Annotated in this window: 21 protein-coding genes; 15 read left to right on the top strand and 6 right to left on the bottom strand. The window is 73.5% G+C overall.

Annotated features, from left to right (window positions below; all coding sequences use genetic code 11):
* The first annotated feature begins 38 nt into the window (after positions 1-38).
* The 14 genes from OHB09_RS25420 (at position 39) to OHB09_RS25355 (ending at position 16691) form a co-directional block, all read left to right on the top strand.
* Positions 39-1943, top strand: a complete 1905-nt coding sequence (locus OHB09_RS25420) for a heparinase II/III family protein (protein ID WP_191852161.1) — start codon at positions 39-41, stop codon at positions 1941-1943.
* A gap of 70 nt (positions 1944-2013) precedes the next feature.
* Positions 2014-3549 (top strand): right-handed parallel beta-helix repeat-containing protein, encoded by a 1536-nt coding sequence (locus tag OHB09_RS25415; RefSeq protein WP_328922579.1) that lies wholly within the window; start codon positions 2014-2016, stop codon positions 3547-3549.
* Between the two features lie 7 nt (positions 3550-3556).
* Positions 3557-4984 carry an O-antigen ligase domain-containing protein gene (locus tag OHB09_RS25410; RefSeq protein ID WP_328923058.1) on the top strand — a complete coding sequence of 476 codons (1428 nt, stop codon included), beginning with the start codon at positions 3557-3559 and terminating at the stop codon, positions 4982-4984.
* A gap of 2 nt (positions 4985-4986) precedes the next feature.
* Positions 4987-6267: a glycosyltransferase gene (locus tag OHB09_RS25405; RefSeq protein ID WP_234526715.1), complete on the top strand. Its 1281-nt coding sequence runs from the start codon at positions 4987-4989 to the stop codon at positions 6265-6267.
* Positions 6264-7499, top strand: a complete 1236-nt coding sequence (locus tag OHB09_RS25400; RefSeq protein ID WP_006142697.1) for a class I SAM-dependent methyltransferase — start codon at positions 6264-6266, stop codon at positions 7497-7499. The genes OHB09_RS25405 and OHB09_RS25400 overlap by 4 nt, the downstream gene beginning before the upstream one ends.
* A complete protein-coding gene (locus OHB09_RS25395) occupies positions 7496-8290 on the top strand; it encodes a glycosyltransferase family protein (RefSeq protein ID WP_234526713.1) in 795 nt (264 codons plus the stop codon). The genes OHB09_RS25400 and OHB09_RS25395 overlap by 4 nt, the downstream gene beginning before the upstream one ends.
* Positions 8287-8934, top strand: a complete 648-nt coding sequence (locus tag OHB09_RS25390) for a PIG-L deacetylase family protein (protein WP_167793138.1) — start codon at positions 8287-8289, stop codon at positions 8932-8934. Before OHB09_RS25395 ends, OHB09_RS25390 begins: the two co-directional genes overlap by 4 nt.
* A 3-nt stretch (positions 8935-8937) precedes the next feature.
* The gene (locus tag OHB09_RS25385) at positions 8938-10002 is read left to right on the top strand and encodes an NAD-dependent epimerase/dehydratase family protein (RefSeq protein WP_191852045.1); all 1065 of its coding nucleotides are present in this window, start codon (positions 8938-8940) and stop codon (positions 10000-10002) included.
* Complete coding sequence (locus tag OHB09_RS25380) at positions 9990-11312, top strand: DUF4910 domain-containing protein (RefSeq protein WP_397891787.1); 1323 nt, start codon at positions 9990-9992, stop codon at positions 11310-11312. Before OHB09_RS25385 ends, OHB09_RS25380 begins: the two co-directional genes overlap by 13 nt.
* Positions 11309-12595 (top strand): MATE family efflux transporter, encoded by a 1287-nt coding sequence (locus OHB09_RS25375; RefSeq protein ID WP_167793140.1) that lies wholly within the window; start codon positions 11309-11311, stop codon positions 12593-12595. Before OHB09_RS25380 ends, OHB09_RS25375 begins: the two co-directional genes overlap by 4 nt.
* Positions 12596-12602: 7 nt before the next feature.
* Positions 12603-13550: a glycosyltransferase family 2 protein gene (locus OHB09_RS25370; RefSeq protein WP_093594179.1), complete on the top strand. Its 948-nt coding sequence runs from the start codon at positions 12603-12605 to the stop codon at positions 13548-13550.
* The gene (locus OHB09_RS25365) at positions 13547-14779 is read left to right on the top strand and encodes a polysaccharide pyruvyl transferase family protein (protein ID WP_234526709.1); all 1233 of its coding nucleotides are present in this window, start codon (positions 13547-13549) and stop codon (positions 14777-14779) included. Before OHB09_RS25370 ends, OHB09_RS25365 begins: the two co-directional genes overlap by 4 nt.
* Positions 14776-15333: a dTDP-4-dehydrorhamnose 3,5-epimerase family protein gene (locus tag OHB09_RS25360; protein ID WP_234526707.1), complete on the top strand. Its 558-nt coding sequence runs from the start codon at positions 14776-14778 to the stop codon at positions 15331-15333. The genes OHB09_RS25365 and OHB09_RS25360 overlap by 4 nt, the downstream gene beginning before the upstream one ends.
* Positions 15330-16691 (top strand): glutamate-1-semialdehyde 2,1-aminomutase, encoded by a 1362-nt coding sequence (locus tag OHB09_RS25355; RefSeq protein ID WP_328922577.1) that lies wholly within the window; start codon positions 15330-15332, stop codon positions 16689-16691. Before OHB09_RS25360 ends, OHB09_RS25355 begins: the two co-directional genes overlap by 4 nt.
* Positions 16692-16719: 28 nt before the next feature.
* Here OHB09_RS25355 and OHB09_RS25350 read toward each other — a convergent pair whose 3' ends face one another.
* Positions 16720-17853, bottom strand: a complete 1134-nt coding sequence (locus OHB09_RS25350) for a glutathione-independent formaldehyde dehydrogenase (protein ID WP_093594173.1) — start codon at positions 17851-17853, stop codon at positions 16720-16722.
* A gap of 161 nt (positions 17854-18014) precedes the next feature.
* Between OHB09_RS25350 and OHB09_RS25345 the strand changes: the two genes are divergently transcribed.
* Positions 18015-18206 carry a hypothetical protein gene (locus OHB09_RS25345; protein WP_328922576.1) on the top strand — a complete coding sequence of 64 codons (192 nt, stop codon included), beginning with the start codon at positions 18015-18017 and terminating at the stop codon, positions 18204-18206.
* A 10-nt stretch (positions 18207-18216) separates the two neighbouring features.
* Here OHB09_RS25345 and OHB09_RS25340 read toward each other — a convergent pair whose 3' ends face one another.
* From OHB09_RS25340 to OHB09_RS25320, 5 genes are all read right to left on the bottom strand, one after another.
* Positions 18217-18966 (bottom strand): phosphatase PAP2 family protein, encoded by a 750-nt coding sequence (locus tag OHB09_RS25340; protein ID WP_328922575.1) that lies wholly within the window; start codon positions 18964-18966, stop codon positions 18217-18219.
* 71 nt (positions 18967-19037) lie between these two features.
* Positions 19038-20303, bottom strand: coding sequence for an ABC transporter permease (locus tag OHB09_RS25335; RefSeq protein WP_191852053.1), 1266 nt, complete (start codon positions 20301-20303; stop codon positions 19038-19040).
* Positions 20300-20989, bottom strand: coding sequence for an ABC transporter ATP-binding protein (locus tag OHB09_RS25330; protein WP_167793146.1), 690 nt, complete (start codon positions 20987-20989; stop codon positions 20300-20302). Before OHB09_RS25330 ends, OHB09_RS25335 begins: the two co-directional genes overlap by 4 nt.
* Positions 20986-22362: a peptidoglycan-binding domain-containing protein gene (locus OHB09_RS25325; protein ID WP_328922574.1), complete on the bottom strand. Its 1377-nt coding sequence runs from the start codon at positions 22360-22362 to the stop codon at positions 20986-20988. The genes OHB09_RS25330 and OHB09_RS25325 overlap by 4 nt, the downstream gene beginning before the upstream one ends.
* Positions 22352-22942, bottom strand: coding sequence for a hypothetical protein (locus OHB09_RS25320; RefSeq protein WP_318295062.1), 591 nt, complete (start codon positions 22940-22942; stop codon positions 22352-22354). Before OHB09_RS25320 ends, OHB09_RS25325 begins: the two co-directional genes overlap by 11 nt.
* Between the last annotated feature and the right edge of the window lie 134 nt (positions 22943-23076).

Below are 23076 nucleotides of genomic sequence, written 5' to 3'. Positions count from 1 at the left end.
CGGGGAGCCCCGGCTGGTATCTGCGCAGGCTGTCCCGGATGGGGCCGCGGGAGGTCGCGGGCCGGGCCGGGGACGCGGTGCGCCGCCGGCGGTGGCGCTCGGCGCCGCTGCCACGGGCGCCCCGGGTGACGGGCGCCCGGTTCACCGCCGTGCTGCCCGCGGGCGCGCTCGACGCGGTGCCGCCGGACGCCGCCAAGCGCCTGCTCGCCGAGGCGGACCGGCTCATGGACGGCCAGGCCGAGTTCTTCGGGGTGCCCCGCGCGGACATGGCCGACCCGGACTGGTCGTACGACCCGAGGACCGGGCGCCGGGCCCCGTCGGTGCACGCCTTCGACGTGCCCTACCGGGACGAGGAGGCGGTCGGGGACATCAAGCAGATCTGGGAGCCCTCCCGGCACCAGTACCTGACCGTCCTCGCCGCCGCGTACGCGCTGACCGGCGAGGAGCGCTACGCGGAGCGGACGGCCGCGCATCTGCGGTCCTGGTGGGCGGCCGATCCGCCGCTGCGCGGGGCGCACTGGACGAGCGGCATCGAGCTGGGCATCCGGCTGCTGTCGTGGGTGTGGGTCCGCCGGCTGCTCGACGGCTGGCCGGGCGCCGCCGCGCTGTTCGAGGAGAACCCGGAGGCGCTGGGGCAGATCTGGCACCACCAACGCTGGCTGGCAGCGTTCCCCAGCCGGGGTTCCTCGGCCAACAACCACGCCGTGGCCGAGGCCGCCGGGCAGTTCGCCGCCGCCTGCGCCTTCGGCTGGTTCCCCGACTCGGCACGCCGGCGGGCCGAGGCCCTGCGTGCGCTGGACCGGCACCTGCGCGGCAACACCTTCCCCTCCGGGCTCAACCGCGAGCTGGCCACCGAGTACCACGGTCTCGTCCTCGAACTGGGCCTGGCGGCCCTCGTGGAGGCGGACGCCGCCGGGGTGCCGGTCCCGGCGAGGACCCGGCTGGTCCTGCTGCGGATGACCGACGCGCTCGCCGCCGTCGTGGACGAGCGGCTGCGGCCGCCGCGCCAGGGCGACGCGGACGACGGGCACGGCCTGGTCCTGGACGGCGCGGGCACCGGGCGCTGGGGCTCGCTGCTGGCCACCGGGGGTGCCGTATTCGGCTCCCTGCCCTGGTGGCCCGCCGTGCCCGGCACCGACGTCCGCACCCCGCTGCTGACCGCGCTCCTGCGCCCCGTACGGCTCCCGGCGCGCCGCCCGGAGGGCCGGCCCGTCCACTTCCGGGACGCGGGACTCACCGTGCTGCGCGGACCGGGCGGCCTCTGGTGCCGCTGCGACGGCGGCCCGCACGGCTTCCTGTCCATCGCCGCGCACGCCCACGCGGACGCGCTGTCGCTGGAGGTGCGGCACGAGGGCGTCGACGTGCTCGCCGACCCGGGGACGTACTGCTACCACGGGCAGCCCGAGTGGCGGCGCTACTTCCGCTCGACCCTGGGGCACAACACGCTGGAACTGGACGGCGAGGACCAGTCGGTCTCCGGCGGCCCGTTCCTGTGGACGCGGCACGCCCGCAGCCGCGTCCTCGACGTGCGCCCCTCCGCCACGGGGGTGTCCCACTGGTGCGCCGAGCACACGGGGTACCGGGGCGCCGTCCACCGCCGCCGGGTCGAACTGGACGCCGAGCGACGGGAGTTGCGGGTGACCGACGAGGTGCGCGGCCCGCGCCGGGCGGTGCGCCTGGCCTTCCACCTCGGCCCGGCCGTCACCGCGGAGCTCTCGGGGAACCGGGCCGAGCTGACCTGGTCGCGGGAGGGCGAGGCCCGCACGGCGGTGCTCGACCTGCCGGGACGGCTGACCTGGCGGGCGCACCGGGGCGAGAGCGATCCGCCGCTGGGCTGGTACTCCCCCGGCTTCGGCCGCAAGGAGCCCGCCACGACCCTGATCGGCAGTGGATTCACCGAGGACGCGCACGCGTTCACGACCGTGCTCGCGTTCCGCGACTAGCGCCGGCAGGCGACCGACCACCGATCACCGACCACCGACGACCGCAGTGCAGAGGAAGGGAGGAGGACGCGTGGGATCCACCTGGCGGCGCCGGGCCCGGCGGGCGGCGGCCGTGCTGGCGCCGGTACTGCTGGTCTCCGGCTGCGTGGGTTCGTCGGACGCCCCGAAGGCGCGTCCGACCACCGCGCCCTCCACGTCCGGGCCCGGGCACCCGGCCCGGGTGTGCGCGAAGCCCCCGGCGGGACCGGCGAAGGCGCCGGCGGGTGCGGTGACGGTCGACCCCTCGGTCGTCGGCGACCTCGCGGAGAAGACGAAGAGCCACCCGGCGCACACCACGTTCTGGCTGAAGCCCGGCAGGCACCGGCTCGACAAGGACCGCTTCTCCCAGGTCGTCCCCAAGAAGGGCGACCGCTACCTCGGCGCCCCGGGAGCGGTGCTCGACGGCCGGAAGACCAACCAGTACGCCTTCGGCGGCTCCGCCACCGACGTCACCCTCAGCCGTCTGACCGTGCAGGGCTTCGTCGCCCCGCAGGACGAGGGCGTCGTCAATCACGACTCGGCCGACGGATGGGTGATCGAGCACTCGGTGATCCAGCGCAACAGCGGCGCAGGGCTGATGGCCGGCGCCCGCCAGACGGTCCGCGGCAACTGCCTGCGCGGCAACGGGCAGTACGGCATGAACGCGTACAAGGGCGACGGCCCCCTGCGCGACCTGGTGGTGAAGGGCAACGAGATCACCGGCAACAACACCGGCGACTGGGAGCGGCGCCGGCCGGGCTGCGGCTGCACCGGGGGCGTCAAGTTCTGGGCCGTGGACGGCGCCGACGTCAGCGGCAACTGGGTGCACGAGAACCGGGGTACCGGGCTGTGGGCCGACACCAACAACAACGACTTCCGCATCGAGGACAACCTGCTGGAGGCCAACGACGGTGCCGCGCTCATCTACGAGACCAGCTACAACGCGGTCGTCCGGGACAACGTCATCCGGCGCAACAACTGGGTGGAGGGCCGCAAGTACGCCGACCGCGGCGACACCTTTCCCTTCGCGACGGTCTACGTGTCCGAGTCCGGCGGTGAGCCGCGCGTCCCGGCCCGTACGGACAAGCTGGAGATCTACCGGAACGTGCTGGAGGACAACTGGTCCGGCATCACCCTCTGGGAGAACGCCGACCGGTTCTGCAACAGCCCCGCGAACACCTCCTCCGGTGACTGCACCCTGCTCGTGAAGCGGAAGAAGCGCTGCGCGCAGCCGGGCATCGCCGAGGCGCCGCTCTACGCGGACTGCCGCTGGAGGACCCAGCGGGTGGACATCCACGCCAACCGCTTCGTCCTGGACAAGTCAGTCCTCGGCTGCACGGTGAAGTGTGACCGGATGGCGGTGCTGGCCAACTACGGCACGTATCCCGACTGGTCGCCGTACAAGGGCGAGAAGGTGGCCGAGGCCATCACCCGCGAGCAGCACAACCGGTGGTACGACAACGTCTACGTCGGGCCGTGGACGTTCGTCGCCCACGACCCGAGCCGGGTGCTCGATGCCCAGGAATGGCAGGCCGCGCCCTACCGGCAGGACAAGGGCAGCGCGTTCGACACACCGGTGGGGGGCTGAGATGCGCGTGGATCCGCACGAGGAGCGCGAACCGGCCGGACGGGCCGGACAGGACGGACAGGACAGACAGGACGGACGATCCTTGCAGGACGGGGCAGACACGGCGGTGGAAACGGCGGTGGAAACGGCGACGGGCACGGTGGTGGACACCCGGCCCGGTGCCGAGCCGCCCCCCGCCGCCCGCACGCCGCGGACCGTCGGGGTCGTCTGGGGCCTGCTGGTCCTCAACACCCTCGGCTCCGCCGGGGCGGAGACCATCGTCCCGCTGCCCCGCTCCCTCATCCAGATGGTCACCATGGGCGCGCTGGTCCTCGCCTTCGCCCTGGCGCTCCTCGTCAATCCCCGGCTGCGCGTGCGGGGCGGGGCCTTCCTGTCCCTGCTCACCCTGCTGCTCGTGTCGAGCGTCCTGTCCAGCGCCGGTCTGGGCTCCGGGTTCGGGGCGCTGTTCCGCTGCGGCCGGCTGGCGCTGTTCCTCGGCACGCTGTGGCTGCTGAGCCGCTGGTGGGACGGGAGCCACACCTTCGTTCGGCACCACATCCGGGCGTACTTCCTGGTGCTCGGCTCGGTCGCCGCCGGGGCGCTCGTCTCCCCGGGGACGGCGCTGCCGGACCTGTACGGGGGGCGGCTGGTGGGCGCGCTGTGGCCGCTCACCCCGCCGCAGATCGGCCAGTACGCCGCCGTGATCACCGGTCTCGCCGTGCTGCTCCTGCTGGGCCGCCGCACCGACCGGCGGAGCGCGACGGTGGTCGTCGTGCCCTCGCTGGTGCTGCTCGCGCTCACCCACACCCGCACCGCCACGCTCGGCCTGCTCGTGGGACTGCTGCTGGCGATCGGCTCGCTCTTCCTGAGCAGCGCCGCCGCCCGCCGCTTCTTCACCTGGACGGTGATGGTCGCCGCCGTGGCGGCGGTGGGCTTCGGCTCGGCGCTGCAGGCGTGGTTCCTGCGCGGGCAGGACGAGGAGAACTTCTCCAGCCTGACCGGCCGGGCCAAGGTGTGGCACGCGCTGCTCGACGCGCCCCGGACCGTGACGGAGCAGGTGTTCGGCACGGGGCTCGGCGACAAGTCCTTCGACGGACTGCCCATCGACAACAGCTGGCTGGCCGTCTACCACGAGCAGGGCCTGCTGGGCGTCTCGCTGATCGCGACGGCCCTCCTCGTCCTGGGCACCGTGGCGCTGCTGCGGCCGCCCTCGCTGTCGCGGGCCTGCGCGCTCTTCCTGATCAGCTACTGCGCCCTCGCCTCGTACACCGAGGCCGGTCTCGGCGACGCCTCGCCCTACCTGCTGCACCTGGCCGTGGCCGCCTCCCTGCTGGTGCCCCCCGCCCCGGCGCCCGCACCCCCGGCGGCGCCCGCCGCCCCGGACGCCGCCCCGCGGACGCCCGGACCCCCGCGCCGACGCGTCCCGCGCTGGGCCCGGAAACCGGAGGTTCCCTGACCATGCACGTGCTCGTGGTGCACAACCGCTACCGCTCGGCGCAGCCCAGCGGCGAGAACAAGGCCGTCGACCAGGAGGTGGAGCTGCTGCGCGAGGGCGGCCACGAGGTCGGGCTGTTCCAGCGGCACAGCGACGACATCGCCGCCCGCTCCCCCCTCGGCAAGGCCGCCGTGCCGCTGCTCGTGCCGTGGAACCCGGCGGTGCGCCGGGAGTTCGCCGCCCGGCTGCGGGCCGAGCGCCCCGACGTGGTGCACGTCCACAACGTCTTCCCGCTGCTGTCGCCTGCCGTCCTGGCGGCGTGCGCGGACGCCGGGGTGCCGGCCGTGGCCACGCTGCACAACTACACCCAGATCTGCCCGCCGGGCACCCTCCAGCGGGAGGGCCGCCCGTGCACCGAGTGCGTCGGCTCCTCGCCGCTGCCCGCCGTCCGGCACGGCTGCTACCGCGATTCGCGGGTGGCGACGGTGCCGCTCGCGGTGAGCCTCTCGGTCAACCGGCGGCGCTGGTGGACCGGGGTGGAGCGGTTCTTCTGCATCTCGGCGGCGCAGCGCGAGGTGCTGGTGCGGGGCGGGATGCCGGCCGAACGGCTCGCGGTGAAGCACAACTTCGTGCCGGACCCGGACCCGGCGGACCGCCGCGCGGGCCCCGGCGAGCACCTGCTCTTCCTCGGCCGGCTCGCCGAGGCCAAGGGCGTACGGCTGCTGATGGCCGCCTGGGACGAACTCGCCGCCTCCGGGGGCGTGGGCGTGCCGCTGCTGATCGCCGGCACGGGCCCGCTGGAGGGGGAGGTCGCCGCGTGGGCGGCGGGCCGGGACGACGTGCGGTACGCGGGCCTGTACGGGCCCGAGGAGTGCCGCCGGGCGCTCGCGCGGGCGGTGGCCGTGGTGGCCCCCTCGACATGGCTGGAGGCCTTCGGTCTGGTGGCCGCGGAGGCGATGGCGGCCGGGGTCCCGGCGGTCGCCGCCGGGCACGGCGCCTTCACCGAACTGGTCGAGGACGGGGTGAGCGGGCTGCTGCACGAGCCGGGCGAGACCGCCTCGCTGGCCCGGTGCCTGCGCCGGATCACGGCCGACCGGGAGGGCAACGAGGAGATGGGCCGGGCGGCCCGGCGCCGTTACGAGCGGGACTTCGGTCCGGCCGTCGGCCTGGAGCGCCTGGTGGAGGGGTACCGCGCCGCGCTCGCCGGCCGGTCCGGGGGCGGGGAGGGCCCGTCGCCCGTGGGGACAGAGATCACCGGCTCGCGGCGGGGGCGCCCGCGCGAGCGAAATGGGGGCAGCAGATGACACGATGCCGACTGTGCGGCTCGGCGGCGCTGGAGAGCGTCGTCGACCTGGGGGCGACCCCGCCGTGCGAGAGCTTCCTCGCCGAGGAGCAACTCGACCTGCCGGAACCGGCGTTCCCGCTGCACCTGCGGGTGTGCACCGACTGCTGGCTGGCGCAGATCCCGCCGCTGATCACTCCGGAGGACACGTTCACGCAGTACGCGTACTTCTCCTCCTACTCGACGTCCTGGGTGGAGCACGCGCGCTCCTTCGTCGCCGGTGCCGTGGACCGGCTGGGGCTCGGCCCCGAGGCCTTCGTGGTCGAGGTCGCGAGCAACGACGGGTATCTGCTCAAGCACCTGGTGGACCGGGGGATCCGCTGCCTGGGCGTCGAGCCCTCGGTGAACGTGGGCGCGGCGGCCCGGGAGGCGGGGGTGCCGACCCTCACCGCGTTCCTCGACCCGGGGACCGGGGCGGGCGTCCGCGCGGAGCACGGCCCGGCGGACCTGGTCGTGGCCAACAACGTGTACGCGCACATCCCGGACGTGGTCGGCTTCACCGAGGGGCTGCGGGCGCTGGTCGCGGACGACGGCTGGGTCTCGATCGAGGTGCAGCACCTGCTCACCCTGATCGAGGAGAACCAGTACGACACGATCTACCACGAGCACTTCCAGTACTACACGGTGGCGGCCGCGGCCCGGGCGCTGGCGAGCGGTGGACTGACCCTCGTGGACGTCGAGCTGCTGCCCACGCACGGCGGGTCCATCCGGCTGTGGGCCCGGCCCGAAGGGGTGGCCGGTGAGCCCTCGGCCCGGGTGACCGAGGTGCTGGACCGCGAGAAGGCGGCCGGGCTGCGGGAGCTGTCCGGGTACACCGAGTTCTCCGCCCGGGTGGCCAAGGTGCGCCGGGACCTGCTGCGGTTCCTCATCGACGCGGCCGAGCGGGGCGAGACGGTCGTCGGCTACGGCGCCCCGGGCAAGGGCAACACCCTGCTCAACCACTGCGGCATCCGCCCCGACCTGCTGCCGTACACCGTCGACCGCAACCCCTACAAGCACGGCAGGTTCACCCCCGGCACCCGCATCCCGATCCTGGAACCGGAGCGGATCGCCGCCGACCGGCCGGACTACGTCCTCGTCCTGCCGTGGAACCTGCGGGCCGAGCTGACCGAGCAGCTGTCCTTCGTCCACGAATGGGGCGGCCGGCTGGTCTTCCCCATACCGGAACTGAGCATTGTCGAGGTGGGGCCGTGAAGGTCGTCCTGTTCTGCGGCGGTTACGGGATGCGGATGCGCAACGGCGCCTCCGACGACGTGCCCAAGCCGATGGCGATGGTCGGCCCGCGCCCGCTGATCTGGCACGTCATGCGCTACTACGCCCACTACGGACACACCGAGTTCATCCTGTGCCTGGGCTACGGGGCCCATCACATCAAGGACTTCTTCCTCCACTACGAGGAGACGACGTCCAACGACTTCGTGCTGCGCGGCGGGCGCACCGAGCTGCTGTCCACCGACATCTCCGACTGGACGATCACCTTCGCGGGCACCGGGATCGAGTCGCCGATCGGGGAGCGGCTGCGCCGGGTGCGGCACCACCTCGACGGGGACGAGATGTTCCTCGCCAACTACGCCGACGTGCTCACCGACGCCCCGCTGCCCGAGATGATCGACCGCTTCGAGCGGCGGGACGCCGGCGCCTCGATGATGGTGGTGCCGCCGCAGTCCTCCTTCCACTGCGTGGAGCTGGGCGAGGACGGCCTGGTGGGCGGCATCACCCCGGTGAGCGAGCTGCCGCTGTGGGAGAACGGCGGCTACTTCGTGCTCCGGCAGGAGGTCTTCGACCACATCCCGGAGAACGGCGACCTGGTCGCCGACGGCTGCGCGCAGCTCGCCAAGCAGGGGCGGCTGGTGGCGCACCGGCACCGCGGCTTCTGGCGGCCGACCGACACCGTCAAGGAGCGGGCCGCGCTCGACGCCTCCTACGCCCGCGGCGAGCGCCCCTGGGCCGTGTGGGAACGGGACCGCGCGGAGGTGGACGCGTGAGAGGGCTCGGGACCGGCCCCCTGGAGCGGATCGTCGCGGTGGGCGCGCACTGCGACGACATCGCCCTCGGCGCCGGCGGCACCCTGCTGACGGCCTGCCGCGCGCACCCCGGGCTCCGCGTGGACGCGCTCGTCCTCACCGGGGGCGGCGGGGAGCGCGAGGAGGAGGAGCGGGCCGCGCTGGCCGCGTTCTGCCCGGGCGCCGACCTGCGGCCGACCGTGCTCAAGCTGCCGGACGGGCGGATACCCGGGCGCTGGGAGGAGGCCAAGGCGGCCGTCGAGGAGCTGCGCGGGCGGACCGAGCCGGACCTCGTGCTCGCCCCGCGCACCGAGGACGCCCACCAGGACCACCGCTGCCTGGCGCGGCTGGTCCCCAGCGCGTTCCGCGACCACCTCGTCCTCGGCTACGAGATCGTCAAGTGGGACGGCGACCTCGCCCGCCCCACGGCGTACCAGCCGCTGTCCCCGGAGACCGCCGAGGACAAGGTGCGGCTGCTGCAGGAGCACTACCCCTCGCAGCGGCACCGGCCCTGGTACGACCGGGAGGCCTTCCTCGGCCTGGCCCGGATCCGCGGCATCGAATGCCACGCGCGGTACGCCGAGGCGTTCGCGGTCACCAAACTCACTCTCACGCTGGGGGAATGAACTGTGCGCGTACTGCTGACAGGACACCAGGGCTACCTGGGCAGCGTGATGGCCCCGGTACTGGCCGCCGCCGGACACGAGGTCCTCGGCCTGGACTCCGGCCTGTTCGCCGACTGCGTCCTCGGCCCGGCGCCGGCCGACCCGCCGGGGGTCGGGGTCTCCCCTGCTCGAGCGGAGCCGAGAGCTCGGGGAAGGGTGGACCTGCGGGACCTGACTGCCGAGCACGTGGCCGGGGTGGACGCCGTCATCCACCTGGCGGCGCTCTCCAACGACCCGCTGGGCTCGCTGGCGCCGGAACTCACCTACGACATCAACCACCACGCCTCGGTGCGCCTGGCCCGGCTGGCCCGTGAGGCGGGGGTGCGGCGCTTCCTGTACGCCTCCACCTGCTCGGTCTACGGGGCCGCCGGCGGCGGCGAACTCGTCGGCGAGGACGCCCCGTTGCGCCCGGTGACGCCGTACGCGGAGTCGAAGGTCCGGGTGGAGGACGACCTGCACGCCCTCGCCGACGAGGACTTCACCCCGGTGTTCATGCGCAACGCCACCGCCTTCGGCTTCTCGCCCCGGCTGCGCGCGGACATCGTGCTGAACAACCTGGTGGGCCACGCGCTGCTGTCCGGCGAGGTGCTCGTCATGTCCGACGGCACCCCCTGGCGTCCGCTGGTGCACGCCGCCGACATCGCCCGCGCCTTCGCCGCCGCGCTGACCGCGCCCCGGGAGGCCGTGCACGACCGGGCCTTCAACATCGGCAGCGAGGTCAACAACGTCACGGTCGCCGAGATCGCCGAGCAGGTCGCGGCGGCGGTGCCCGGCTCCGAGGTGGTCATCACCGGGGAGACGGGGGCCGACCCGCGCTCCTACCGGGTGGACTTCTCCCGGTTCCGGGCCGCGGTCCCCGGCTTCGACTGCGAGTGGACCGTCAAACAGGGGGCGATCGAACTCGTCGACGCGTATCAGCGGTTCGGGCTCTCCCGGCACGACTTCGAGCGCCGCTTCACCCGGCTCGCCGTGCTCCGCACGGCCGTCGAAGCGGGCGCGGTCGACGACACCCTGCGGTGGCGCCGATGACCGCGGCGAGTGAGGAGAGGGTGCCCGCGGGCGCCGGGGGCTCGTCCGCGGCCGAGATGTACGCGCTGGTGGAGCGGTTGTACCCGCTGTGCCGGAGCATCACGGGCGACGGGGTGCGCGCCACCCTGGACATCGTCGGCGAGTACCTCCCGCTCCGGGTGCACGAGGTGCCGACCGGCACCCAGGTGCTGGACTGGACGATCCCGCAGGAGTGGAACATCCGGGACGCCTACATCGCGGATGCCGCCGGCCGCCGGGTCGTCGACTTCCGCGCCTCCAGCCTGCACGTGCTCGGCTACAGCGTGCCGGTGTTCGCACGGATGCCGCTGTCGGAGCTGCGGGCCCATCTGCACACCCTGCCCGAGCATCCGTCCTGGGTGCCGTACCGCACCAGCTACTACACGCCGACCTGGGGTTTCTGCCTGGCCCAGGACACCCTGGACGCGCTGCCCGAAGGCGAGTACGAGGTGCGGATCGACTCCACCCTCACCGAGGGACACCTCACCTACGCCGAGCACGTGGTCCCCGGGCAGGTCCCCGAGGAGGTGCTCGTCTCCTGCCACGTCTGCCACCCCTCGCTGGCCAACGACAACCTGGCCGGCATCGCGGTCGCGACGTACCTGGCCCGTGAACTGGCCGCGCGCGAGCCCTACTACACCTACCGGTTCGTGTTCGCGCCCGGCACCATCGGGGCGATCACCTGGCTGGCCCGGAACCGGGAGCGGGTCGGCAAGGTCGAGCACGGCCTGGTGCTGGCCTGTGCGGGCGACCCCGGGCAGTTGACGTACAAGCGCAGCCGGCGTGGCGACGCGGAGATCGACCGGGTGCTGCGGCACGTCCTGTCCTCCTCCGAACGCCCGCACCGGATCACCGAGTTCACCCCGTACGGCTACGACGAGCGGCAGTACTGCTCCCCCGGCTTCGACCTGGGCGTGGGCTCCCTCACCCGGACCCCGTACGCCGCCTATCCCGAGTACCACACCTCGGCGGACGACCTGGACTTCGTCTCGCCCGAGGCGATGGCGGACACCCTCGCGGTGTGCCGCGAGGCCTTCGCCGTCCTGGACCGCAACCGGCGGTACGTCAACCTGAGCCCCTACGGGGAACCGCAGTTGGGCCGGCGGGGGCTGTACGACTCCCTCGGCGGCCGCAGCGACGCCAAGCAGGCGCAGATGGCGATGCTCTGGGTGCTGAACCTCGCCGACGGCACGCACAGCCTGCTCGACGTCGCCGAGCGGGCGGGGCTGCCCTTCGACACAGTCGCCGACGCCGCGGACGCCCTGCACGGCGCCGGGCTGCTCAAGGCATGACGCCGGTGACCGTCGAAGGGGAGCGGACGACGAAACCGGCGGAACCCGCCCGGCGGGGCGTCGTCGGCAGACTGTCCTGGGGGCTGGCCGACCAGGCGGCCTCCAGCCTGTCCAACTTCGTGGTGGGCGTCTACCTGGCACGCTCGCTGGGGCTGACCGCGTTCGGCGTGTTCAGCCTGGCCTGGGTGACCTACGGCGTGGTTCTCAACGTCTCCCGCGGCCTGGCCACCGATCCGCTCGTGGTGCGCTTCAGCGGCGTGCCGGAGTCGTCCTGGCGCGGGGCGGTGGCCCGGTCGTCGGGCACCGCGCTGCTGGTCGGCGCCGGGATCGGCACCGTGTGTCTGGTCGCCGGGCTGAGCATCCGGGGCCAGGTGGGAGCCGCGTTCGCCGCGCTCGGCGTCGTCCTGCCGGGGCTACTGCTCCAGGACGCCTGGCGGTACTCGTTCTTCGCCGCGGGCGTCGGCCGGAAGGCGTTCGTCAACGACGTCGTGTGGGCCCTCGCGCTCGTCCCGGCCATGGTGGCGGCGGCGAGCGTGGGCACTGTGCCGGCCTTCCTCCTTGCCTGGGGCGGGTCCGCCGCGGTCGCCGCCGCCTACGGCTGGTACCAGTCCGGCATCCGGCCGAGGCCGGCCGGGGTACGCGAGTGGCACCGCGACCACCGCGACCTCGGCTACCGCTACCTGGCCGAGAACATCGGCGTCAGCGGCGCGAGCCAGATAAGGGCGTACGGGCTCGGCGCGATCGTCGGGGTCGGCGCCGTGGGGGTGATCCGGGGCGCCGAACTGCTGCTCGGCCCGTTCCTCGCCGTGCTGATGGGGCTGTCGCTGGTCACCGTCGCGGAGGCGGCGCGGGTGCTCAGGCAGGCCCCGCGACGGCTCGCGAGGTTCTGCTTCCTGCTCGGCGGCGGGCAGGCCGTCGCCGCGCTGTCGTGGGGGGCGGCGCTGCTGCTGGTGCCGGACCGGCTCGGCGCCTTCGTTCTGGGCGACGTCTGGCGCGGTTCCGCCGAGCTCATCGTGCCCGTCACCCTCAGCGTCGCGGGCGCCGGGCTCGGCACCGGCGCGGCGGCCGGCCTGCGCGCGCTCGCGGCGGCCCGGCGCAGTCTGCGCTGCCAGTTGTTCGCCTCCGCCTGCTACGTCGCGGGCGGGCTGGGCGGAGCCGTCGCGGGCGGCACGGCCGGCTCGGCCTGGGGCGCGGCCGCCGCGTCCGTCTGCGGCTCCGCCGTGTGGTGGTCGCAGTTGCGGGCCGCCCTGCGCGAGCGCCACGACCATCCCATCCCGAAGTGAGGACCACATGACCGCCCACCCCCGGCTGAGCATCGGCCTTCCCGTCCACAACGGCGAGGAGTACCTGGCCGAGTCGCTGGACGCCCTCCTCGGGCAGACCTACGAAGACTTCGAACTGGTGATCTCCGACAACGCGTCGACCGACGGCACCCAGGGCATCTGCCGCCGGTACGCCGCCCGGGACTCACGCATCCGGTACATCCGGCTGCCCCGCAACATCGGCGCCGCCCCCAACCACAACTACGTGTTCACCGAGTGCCGCGGCGAACTGTTCAAGTGGGCCTCGCACGACGACCTCTACGCCCGGGACCTGCTGCGCGGCTGCGTGTCGGCGCTGGACGAGCGGCCGGAGGTGGTCCTCGCGCACGCGGGCCAGGCCGTCATCGACGGCGACGGCAAGGTGAAGGTGCCCTACGAGTACGGGCTCGCCACCGACTCCCCACGCGCTCCGGAGCGCTTCCGCAGCCTGCTCTTCGAGCCCGGGGGCGACGACTTCTACGGAGTGATGCGGGCCTCCGTGCTGCGCCGCGTGAAACCGCACGACAGCTATCACCACGCGGACCGCACGTTCGTCGCCGAGATCACCCTGCACGGGCCGTTCCACCAGGTGCCGGAGCTGCTGTACTTCCGCCGGGACCACCCCACCCGCGCCGAGCGGGCGAACCCCTCCAAGCGCTCCCGGTGCGTCAACCTCGACCCGCGCCGGGCGGGCCCGCTGCATCCGACGCCCCGGCTCCTCGCCGAGTACGTCTGGGGCTTCGCCTCCGCGATCGGGCGGGCACCGTTGTCCTCGGCCGACCGGCGGGCGTGCCACCGCCATCTGGCCGCGTGGCTGACCAGCCGCATCCGGCCGGGCGCCGGCGAGCGGGTCGAGGACCGCGCACCCCTCGCCCCGGACCGGCTCACCGTCTCCGTGGACGACCTGGTCGCCGGCCGCGAGGGAAGGCGGGCATGACCACCATGCACGACAAGCCCCTGCGTCTCGGCGTGTTCGGCCTGTTCGGCGCCGGCAACAGCGGCAACGACGGGTCGCTCGAGGCCGTGCTCCGCCACCTGAGGACCACCCGCCCGGATGCGGCCGTGGACGCGATGTGCGGCGGACCCGAGATCGTCACGACCCGCCACGGGATCCCCGCGACGCGGCTGAACTGGTACGGCGGGGAGTACCGGACCGCATCGCGTGCGAGCGCGATCGCCGCCAAGGCGCTGGGCAAGCTCATCGACGTCTTCCGCACCGCAGCCTGGGTGCGCAGGCACGACGCGGTGATCGTGCCGGGCACGGGTGTCCTGGAGACCACACTGCCGCTCAGGCCCTGGGGCTTCCCCTACTCGCTGTTCCTGCTGTGTCTGACGGGCCGGCTGTTCGGCACCCGGGTCGCGCTGGTGAGCGTGGGCGCGGGCACGATCGGCAACCGGTCGACCCGGGTCCTGACGCGCTGGTCGACACGGCTGGCCGTGTACCGGTCCTACCGTGACGCCCAGTCGCGCGAGGCGATGCGGGCCATGGGCGTGAACACCGCGAGGGACGAGGTCTACGCGGACCTCGTGTTCGCCCTGCCGACGCCGTCCGCGAGCGAGCCCGCGCGGACGCGGGGTCGGGTCTGCGTGGGCGTCATGGACTTCCACGGCAGCAACGACGAGCGGGCCGTGGCGGAGGAGATCCACCGGCGCTACCTCGACGGGGTGACGCGGTTCGTCCGCGCGCTGGTCGAGGAGGGCAGACCGGTCCGGCTGCTCACCGGCGACGAACTCGACCGGCCGGTGGCCGCCGCGATCGCCGACGCGGTCGACTCGCCGCTCGTCACCGTCTCCCCGGCGGCCTCGCTCGCCGCCCTGATGGAGGAGACCGCGGCGGCCGACACCGTGGTGGCGACCCGCTACCACAACCTGGTCTGCGCGCTGAAGGTCGGCACGCCGACTCTCGCCCTCAGCTACTCGGCGAAGAGCGAGGCGCTCATGGCCGGGATGGGGATGGGTGCCTACTGTCACTCGGCCCGCGACATCGACGCCGACCGGCTGCTCGAGCAGTTCCGGGAGCTGGAGAAGCGGGCGGCGGAGCTGCGGCGGCCCCTGGCCGAGCGGAGCGAGGCGGTCGCCCGGCGGGTCCGGCACCAGTTCGACGCGCTGGCGGCGGCACTGTACCCGGCCGCCACGCACGCCCACCCGACGCGGGAGACCTCATGAAAGCGAACGCCGTCCCGGCCGTCGCCGGAGCGTATCTGTTCCGGCCGACTCCGTACGCCGACGAACGCGGCTTCTTCTGCCGCACCTTCGACGCCGACGTGCTCCGCTCGGTGGGCCTCGACCCGCACGCCTTCGTCCAGGACAGCCTCTCGCGCTCGGCTCGGGGCGTGCTGCGCGGCATGCATCTGCGGTCCGGCGCCGGCGAGGCCAAGCTGGTGCGCTGCTCCTCCGGGAAGGTCTTCGACGTGGTCGTGGACCTGCGGCCGGACTCGCCCACCTACCTGGGCCGGGCGTTCTTCGAACTCTCCGGCGAGACGCAGGAGACGCTGTACGTCCCGGCGGGCTGCGCGCACGGCTTCCAGGCGCTGACCGCCACCGCCGACACCTCGTACCGGATCGACCGCCCGCACGACCCGGCCGAGGACGTGACGATCCGTTACGACGACCCGGAGCTGGCCATCCCCTGGCCGCTGCCGGTCACCTCGGTGTCCCCCCGGGACCGGGAGGCCCCGGGCCTCGCCGAGGTCATCGAGCGACTGGGGAGTGAGCGGTGAGCACCGAAGAAACCCGAACGGCCGAAGTCGACGCGGCCGCCGAGGAGTTCGCCCTGCCCCGGTCCCGGGCGGCGAACGCGCGCCTGCGCGCGGTGATCCCCGGTGGCGCGCACACCTACGCCAAGGGCGAGGACCAGTACCCCGAGGGCCTGGCCCCCGTCATCAGCCACGGCCGGGGCGCCCATGTGTGGGACGTGGACGGCAACCGGTACGTCGAGTACGGCTCCGGGCTGCGCTCGGTCAGCCTCGGCCACGCCCATCCGCGGGTCACCGAGGCGGTGCGGCGGGAACTGGACCGGGGCGCCAACTTCGTCCGCCCCTCCGTCCTGGAGGCCGAGGCGGCGGAGCGGTTCCTGGCGACCGTGCCGACCGCCGAGATGGTCAAGTTCGCCAAGAACGGCTCCGACGCCACCACGGCCGCCGTGCGCCTGGCCCGCGCCGCCACCGGGCGCCCGCGCGTGGCGATCTGCGCCGACCACCCCTTCTTCTCCGTCGACGACTGGTTCATCGGTACCACCGCGATGTCCGCCGGCATCCCGGCCGCCACCACCGAGCTGACGGTGTCCTTCCCCTACGGTGACCTGGCCGCCACGGAGGCCCTGCTCGGCCGGTACGAGGGCGAGATCGCCTGCCTGGTCCTGGAGCCCGCCGCCGCCGAGGAGCCCCCGCCCGGCTATCTCGAGGGGCTGCGCGCACTGGCCGACCGGCACGGCTGCGTCCTCGTCTTCGACGAGATGATCACCGGTTTCCGCTGGTCCGAGGCGGGCGCCCAGGGCCTGTACGGCGTCACCCCCGACCTGTCCACGTTCGGCAAGGCGCTGGGCAACGGCTTCGCCGTCTCCGCGCTCGCCGGACGCCGGGAGCTGATGGAACGCGGCGGACTGCGCCACTCGGGCGACCGCGTCTTCCTGCTGTCCACGACCCACGGCGCCGAGACGCACTCCCTGGCCGCGGCGATGAGCGTGCAGGCCACCTACGTGGAGGAGGGCGTCACCGCCCGGCTGCACGCCCTCGGCGAGCGGCTGGCCGCCGGGGTCCGCGAGGCCGCCGCCGGCGTGGGCGTCGGCGAGCACGTCCTCGTGCGCGGCCGGGCCAGCAACCTGGTCTTCGCGACCCTGGACGCGCACGGGAGGCCGTCCCAGCCGTACCGCACCCTGTTCCTGCGCCGGCTCCTCATGGGCGGGGTGCTGGCGCCCTCGTTCGTGGTGAGCGCCGCCCTCGACGAGGCCGACATCGACCACACGGTCGAGGTGGTCGCGGGGGCCTGCGCGGTCTACCGCAAGGCCCTGGACGCGGGCGACCCCACCCCGTGGCTGGGCGGCCGCCCGGTGAAGCCGGTGTTCCGGCGGCGGGCGTGAGGCGGGAGGGGTGGAGCCACCACGGTGACTACGGGTGCAGGATCACCTTCGTGTAGCCCTCGATCCGCTTGTCGAACTTGTCGTAGCCGGACGGGGCCTCACTCAGCGGCAGTTCGTGCGAGACGACGAAGCTGGGCTTCGCCCTGCCCTCGATGATCAGGTCACGCAGGAAGCGGTTGTAGCGTTTGACGTTGCACTGCCCCGTCCCGATCCGCAACCCCTTCTCGAACAGCCTGCCGATCGCGACGAGCAGCATGCCCTGCTTGGCCTGCTCGTCGGGGCCGCCCGGGTCGGACGGGACGTAGAGACCGGGGACACCGAGCGCTCCGGTGGGCCGGACCGTGTTGACGAGGGAGTTCAGCACCGTCGCCGGTTCCTCCTCGCCACTCGCGCCGGCCGTCGCCTGGTAGCCGACGGCGTCCACGCCCTTGTCCGTGCCTTCGCCGCCGGTCTGGTCCCTGATCTGCTCGACCGGGTCGCCCGCGGAGAAGTCGACGGGCACCGCGCCGATCTCCTCGGCCTTCTGGAGCCGCTCGGGGACACGGTCGACGACGAACACCTTCTTCGCGCCGCGCAGCAGCGCCGAGTACGCGGCCATCAGCCCGACCGGCCCCGCCCCGTACACCGCGACGCTCTCCCCGGGGCGGACATCGGCGAGTTCACAACCGTGGTAGCCGGTGGGGAAGATGTCGGCGAGCAGGATGAAGTCCCTCTCGTGCGCGTCGCCCCGGGGAAGCTTCAGACAGTTGAAGTCGGCGTAGGGCACGCGCAGGTACTCGGCCTGGCCGCCCTGCCAGGGACCCATGGAGACGTACCCGTACGCCCCGCCCGCGAATCCGGGATTGACCGTCGTGCAGTACCCCGTGTACCCCGCGGCACAGTTGCGGCAGAAGCCGCAGGCGACGTTGAAGGGCATGACCACGCGGTCGCCCTTCTCCAGCCCGGTGACGCCGTGACCTACCTCGTCGACGATCCCCATGTTCTCGTGACCGAAGACGATGCCGGGCTCCGCGGCGGTGCGCCCCTCGTACATGTGCAGGTCGGAGCCGCAGATCGCGGTCGACGTGACGCGCACGATCACGTCGTCGGGATGCTGGATCCCCGGCTTCTCCACCTCTTCGACCGCGACCGAGAACGGCCCCTTGTAGACGACAGCCTTCATGCTCGCCACCCTCGCCCATCCGTTCGATTTAGCCCTCCGTGACCCATCTCTCATGATTGTCCGGCCCATACGAGTGGGCAAATCGGTAGCCTCCGGAGGAATCGAACGCCCCTCGGCCGTCCGACGCCCGTCCGCTACGCACCGAGGAAGGAGGCCGCGGTATGCCCGCCGAACGACTGGGAACCCTGCTGGTCCCCGTGGTCGGCCTGTCCGGCACCACCTACCCACCGGGAACGACGGTGTCCGTCCGCGGCCGGGGCGCGACCGTGGACGCCTTCGTCAAGGGGGACTGGCTGCCGCTGTCGTGGTGGGAGTTCTCCGACGGACTCCGCGAGGACATCGCCGACCGCTGACGCCGCGGGGTCACACCCCGCGACCGTGCCGGGAGCGCCCCGCGACACCGCGGGCGGCGGTCCCGCTCTCGGGGCGGGTGGCCGAGCCGGTACCCGGCCGGGCCGCCCCGCGTTCTGCCGCGCGGTCGATCAGCCACGCGGTCGCATGCACCACGGCGAGTGCCGTGCACCAGCCGCCGAGCGCGTCGGTCGCGTAGTGGGCGCCTAGCGCCACCTCCGCCCAGCCCATGGCGAGACCGGCGGCGAGACCGGCGCCGAGGACGAGGAGCGTGCCGGTCGTTCGGCCGAGGCCGCGCCGGCCGGCCACCAGCAGTGCCGCGACGAGGGCGAGCGTGGTCGCGAAGGCGGTGTGCCCGCTCGGGAAGGACAGGTTCCCGGCGCCGTGGATCGTGCGCCCCACGAGGTGCTTGAGCAGTGTCGTCGTCGCCACGGTCAGCCCGGTGGCGGCCAGGAGGAACACCGCCGCGCGCGGCCGGCGCAGCAGCAGGCACCCCGCCAGTGCGGTCACCATGAGCACCGCCGCTCCCCCGGGCTCCCCCAGGAAGTCGACGGCCAGCGCCGCGTACCGCCACGGCGGCCGCACACTGTCCGCGGTCGAGGGCACGAGCCACCCGTCCACCCTGCCGGGGCCGCCGTCCCCGGCGTACCGCAGCCCGAGCGCGAGGACCACGAGCCCGGCGAGCCCCGCGGCCACCCCCAGAGGCACCCGCAGCGCGGGGGGCAGCACACGCTCCCGGGTGCCGCCGCCTCGACCGCTCATGGGGCCAGGATGCCCCAACCCGCGTGCCGGGCGCAGCCGTCGACCGCACCCGGGACCCTCGGCTCGGCCGCTCACGCGGACGCCAGTGCCTCCGTGGGCGGAAGGCGCGCCGCACGCAGGGAGGGGTAGACACCGGCGGCCATGCCGATCAGCACCGCGCTCAGGCAGCCGCCCGCGAGCGGAAGCGGGGGGATCACGACCGGCCAGTGCTGGTGGGCCGCGTAGCCCACGGCGGCGAGGACGCCGAGCAGGATTCCGGCGAGGGCACCGAGCAGCGACAGTGCCACGGACTCGGTGAGGAACTGCACGCGGATGTGCCCCCTGGTCGCCCCGAGTGCCCGGCGCAGGCCGATGTCCCTGCGGCGCTCCAGGACCGAGATGACCATGGTGTTGGCCACGCCCACCCCGCCGACCAGCAGCGCGATACCGGCGAGGCCCAGGAACAGGGAGGAGAAGGTGTTGCGTGTGGCGCGCTTCGCCGCCAGGGCGTCGGACGGCCGGCTGACCTGGACCTGCCCGGGCTGCTCCGGGAACACGGTGGCGGGCAGGACCCTGCGGACGTCCTCCAGGTGCTCCTCGCGCGCCTTGACGTAGAGCACCGTGGGATTGCCCTCGAAGCGCAGCAGCCGCCGGGCGGCGGGCCATCCGGTGAGCACCGCGTTGTCGAGGTCGGAGGAGAGCGGTACGGAGTGCAGGACGCCGATCACGGTGAACCACGCCCTGCCGATCCGCACCTCGGGAGCGGGGCCGGTCGCGGGGATCTCCCCGATGCCGAGACGGTGCGCGGCCTTGTGGCCCAGTACGGCCGTGGGGAACCGTTCGTCGGCGGCGTCGAAGTACCTTCCGGAGAGCACCTTCCCGCCCACCACGTCCAGCAGGTCGCGCCGGGCGGCGAGCACGCTGAGTCCGGCGCCGGAGAAGTCCTCACCGCCGACGAGGTCGGAACGCTGGACCTCGGCGTGGGTGTTGGCCACCGCGCTCACCCCGGTGACCGGCCCGATGCGGCGCACCATGTCGACCGATTCCTCGGGCAGCCGCGCCTGTGCGCCCTCGCCCTGGAAGGGCTGCACCCGCAGCATGTCGGACCCGAGGGCCGATATCTCGTCCATGAGCGCCCGTTGGCTGGAGGCCGGGATGCCGGTGACCACCACCATGGTGGCGACGCCGATCGAGATGCCGAGGGCCGAGAGCGCGGCACGGAGCCTGCGGGTGCGCAGGCCGAGGAGTCCGAGGCTGAGCAGGTCGCGCGGGGCGAGGCGTACGGGTCGGACAGGGCCGCCGGTGCGCCTGCGGGGACGCCGGGTGGTGGTGCGGGGCGGGGCGGCGGGCGTGATCATGACGGGCTTCCGGTGGTTGCGGTGTCCGCGACGAAGCGGCCGTCGCGCAGGCGGACCCTGCGGGGCAGCCGGTCGGCGATGTCACGGTCGTGGGTGATGAGCGCGATCGTGGTGCCGGCCGCGTTGAGTTCGCTCAGCAGGGCGAGGACGGCCTCGCCGTTGGCGGTGTCCAGGGCGCCGGTCGGTTCGTCGGCGAGGACCAGGGCGGGCTCGTGGACGATCGCGCGCGCCGTGGCCACCCGTTGACGCTCCCCTCCGGAGAGCTGTCCGGGCAGGTGGCCGGCCCGGTGGGCGAGTCCGACCCTGGCCAGTGCCTCCCCGGCCCGTCTCGCGCGGTACTTCCTGGGCACGCCGGCGTAGAGCAGGCCGGTCGCGACGTTCTCGGCCGCGGTGAGTCCGTCCGTCAGGTGGAAGTGCTGGAAGACGAAGCCGAGCCGTCTTCCGCGCAGCGCGGACAGTTGACGGTCGGACAGCTCGGCCACGTCCTGTCCCTCGATGACGACCCGGCCGCTGGTGGGTGCGGCGAGGGTGCCCATGAGGTGGAGCAGCGTGGACTTGCCGGAGCCGGAGGGGCCGAGGATCCCGAGGAACTCGCCCCGGGCGAGGCTCAGGGAGACCCGGTCCAGGGCCTTGACCGCGGGCGGATGGGTCACGCTCGCCTCGTACACGCCGATGACCTGGCTCATGCCGTCGTCTCCACCTTCGTGCCCTCGTCGACGCCCTTGCCGCTGATCTCGACCAGTCCCCGGGCGAACATGCCGGTGTCGACCGGGACGAGGCGGCCGTCGGCGCGCCGGACCGCGTAGCCGCCCTCGCGCAGGGCGAGCAGGGCGCCGACGGGGACGGCGAGCACGTGCTTCCTCGCCCTGCCGTGGAACCTGGCCTGTACGGGGGCGGAGTCGAGGGACTTGACGGCTCGGGGATCGTCCAGGGAGACGGTGACGTTGGTGGTGGACTGCCGGTCGCCGCCCTCCCCTCCCTCCCCGCTCTCCCCGCCTCCGCCTTGGACGACGGTGCTGATCGCGGCGACCCGGCCGAGGGTGGTGGACCGGTCGGGCAGTACCACGGTGACGCGCCGGCCCGTGGAGACGGACCCGAGGTCGAGCGACTCCACGGGCACGGTCACGGTCTTGGTGGTGGAGGTGACCGACATCAGCTCGTCCGCGGCCTCGTCCCCCGGCTGGGCGCGGAGACCGGAGACCCGTACCGCCGACTTGGCCACGACCGCGTCGGCGGGATCGAGCACGCCGGTCGGGTCGAGGCCCGCGGCCTTCTGCCAGCGTTCGACCGCGGACATCAGGGAGGCGGTGAGCACGCCGTCGTCCCGGCGCACCGTGGACCGTGCCGGGCCCGCGCTCGCGCCCGGCTGCTGTTCCCCCGCCTCGCCCGTCCCCTGCCCTTCTCCGCCGCCGGACGCGGCGGGCGGCCCGGTCGGGGACGCGGACGCGCCGGACGACGGCGTGCCCCGGCCGGCACCGGGTGCCCGATCCGTTCGCGGGGAGCCTTCCCCGGGGGCCTGCCGTCGGACGACGGTGCCCGGTGCGGGCTGCGGTCCGATGTCGTATCCCAGGGCCTTCAGGTTGTCGGCGAGGACCCGTACGTCGCGGCCGACCGTGCCGGGTGTGTCGAGCCTGCGGTACAGGGGTGTGCTGCCGTAGAGGAGCACGGTGGGGCGTTCGTCGACACGGTAGAGCTGGTGCCCGCGGGTGACCGTGGCGCCCCGCGCGGGGAGCCAGGTCACCCGGCCCTCGCCGGTCCCGCGGAGGGTGCGCGGGGAGTCGTAGCCGAGTGTCCCGTCCATCTCCTTACTGCCCGACAGGTCCGTCCTGACCACGGCGACCTTCCTGATTCCCGGGCCGGACTCGGGCGCGGGGCCGTTTCCGTCCCCGCCGGACCACAGCACCAGGGCGCCCGTCGTGCCCGTGAGGAGCACGGCGGCGACGGCGAGGCCCACGGTCCGCCTCCTGCGGCGGCCCGTGGGCGGCACACCCCGGTCCGCCTCCTCTCGGGCCGTCACCCGCAGGGCGAGGGTGTCCGCGGCCTCGTGCTCACTTGCCACCGAACGCCTCCCGCATGCATTCCTGGTCGATCCGGTCCGCGTCCCTCGGCGGGGTCGCATGGGGCGCGTAGTTCCAGCCGCCCCCGTCCGGAAGGGGCTCCACCTTGAACCCCTTGCGGTTGTCGCACGCGATCCACTCGTTGTAGTCGTCCATGTAGTGCGGATTCCGCTTCGGATCCGTCTCCGGCGGCGTCAGCGGTTTCTTGCCGATGCACGCCTTTTCCACCTCCGGTCGCTCCTCGGCCACGTCGATACCGGGGAACCAGAGCATCTTCGGATCGGCTTCCGGCATTTTCTGCGTGCCCCTGCCGACGTCGACTCCGCGGTCCTTGATGCAGTGCAGATAGCCCTGGTAAAGGCGCAGTTCCTCGAGCGGAGTCGTGTCCAGCCGGAGCTGGGGCCGGCCTGCTTCGGCGGGGTCGGCGGACGGCCCCTTCGTGGCACCGCCCTTTCCACCACCGGATTCGGCGGTGGAGACGACCCCCTCGTCCCGGCCTCCGGTATGTCCCGAGGAACAGCCGACGGCGGAGGCCGCCAACAGCGCGGCGCAGGTGAGGAGAAGAAGCTTCTTTTTCGGCATGCCCGGCAGCATGGCAAGGCGTTGTCAGAAAGCTGTCAATGTTTTCCCCGGCCGACCGCCCAGCATATGTATGTCAAGAAGTTGTCATGGCGAGGAGTCATATTCCTCCGCATTCCGCACGCGCTCCCCTGGCC

The sequence above is a fragment of the Streptomyces griseoaurantiacus genome (genome assembly GCF_036189845.1).
GTDB lineage: Bacteria > Actinomycetota > Actinomycetes > Streptomycetales > Streptomycetaceae > Streptomyces > Streptomyces griseoaurantiacus.
The sequence above is the reverse complement of the archived record's forward strand: the minus strand, read 5'-3'. Positions and strand labels throughout refer to the sequence as shown.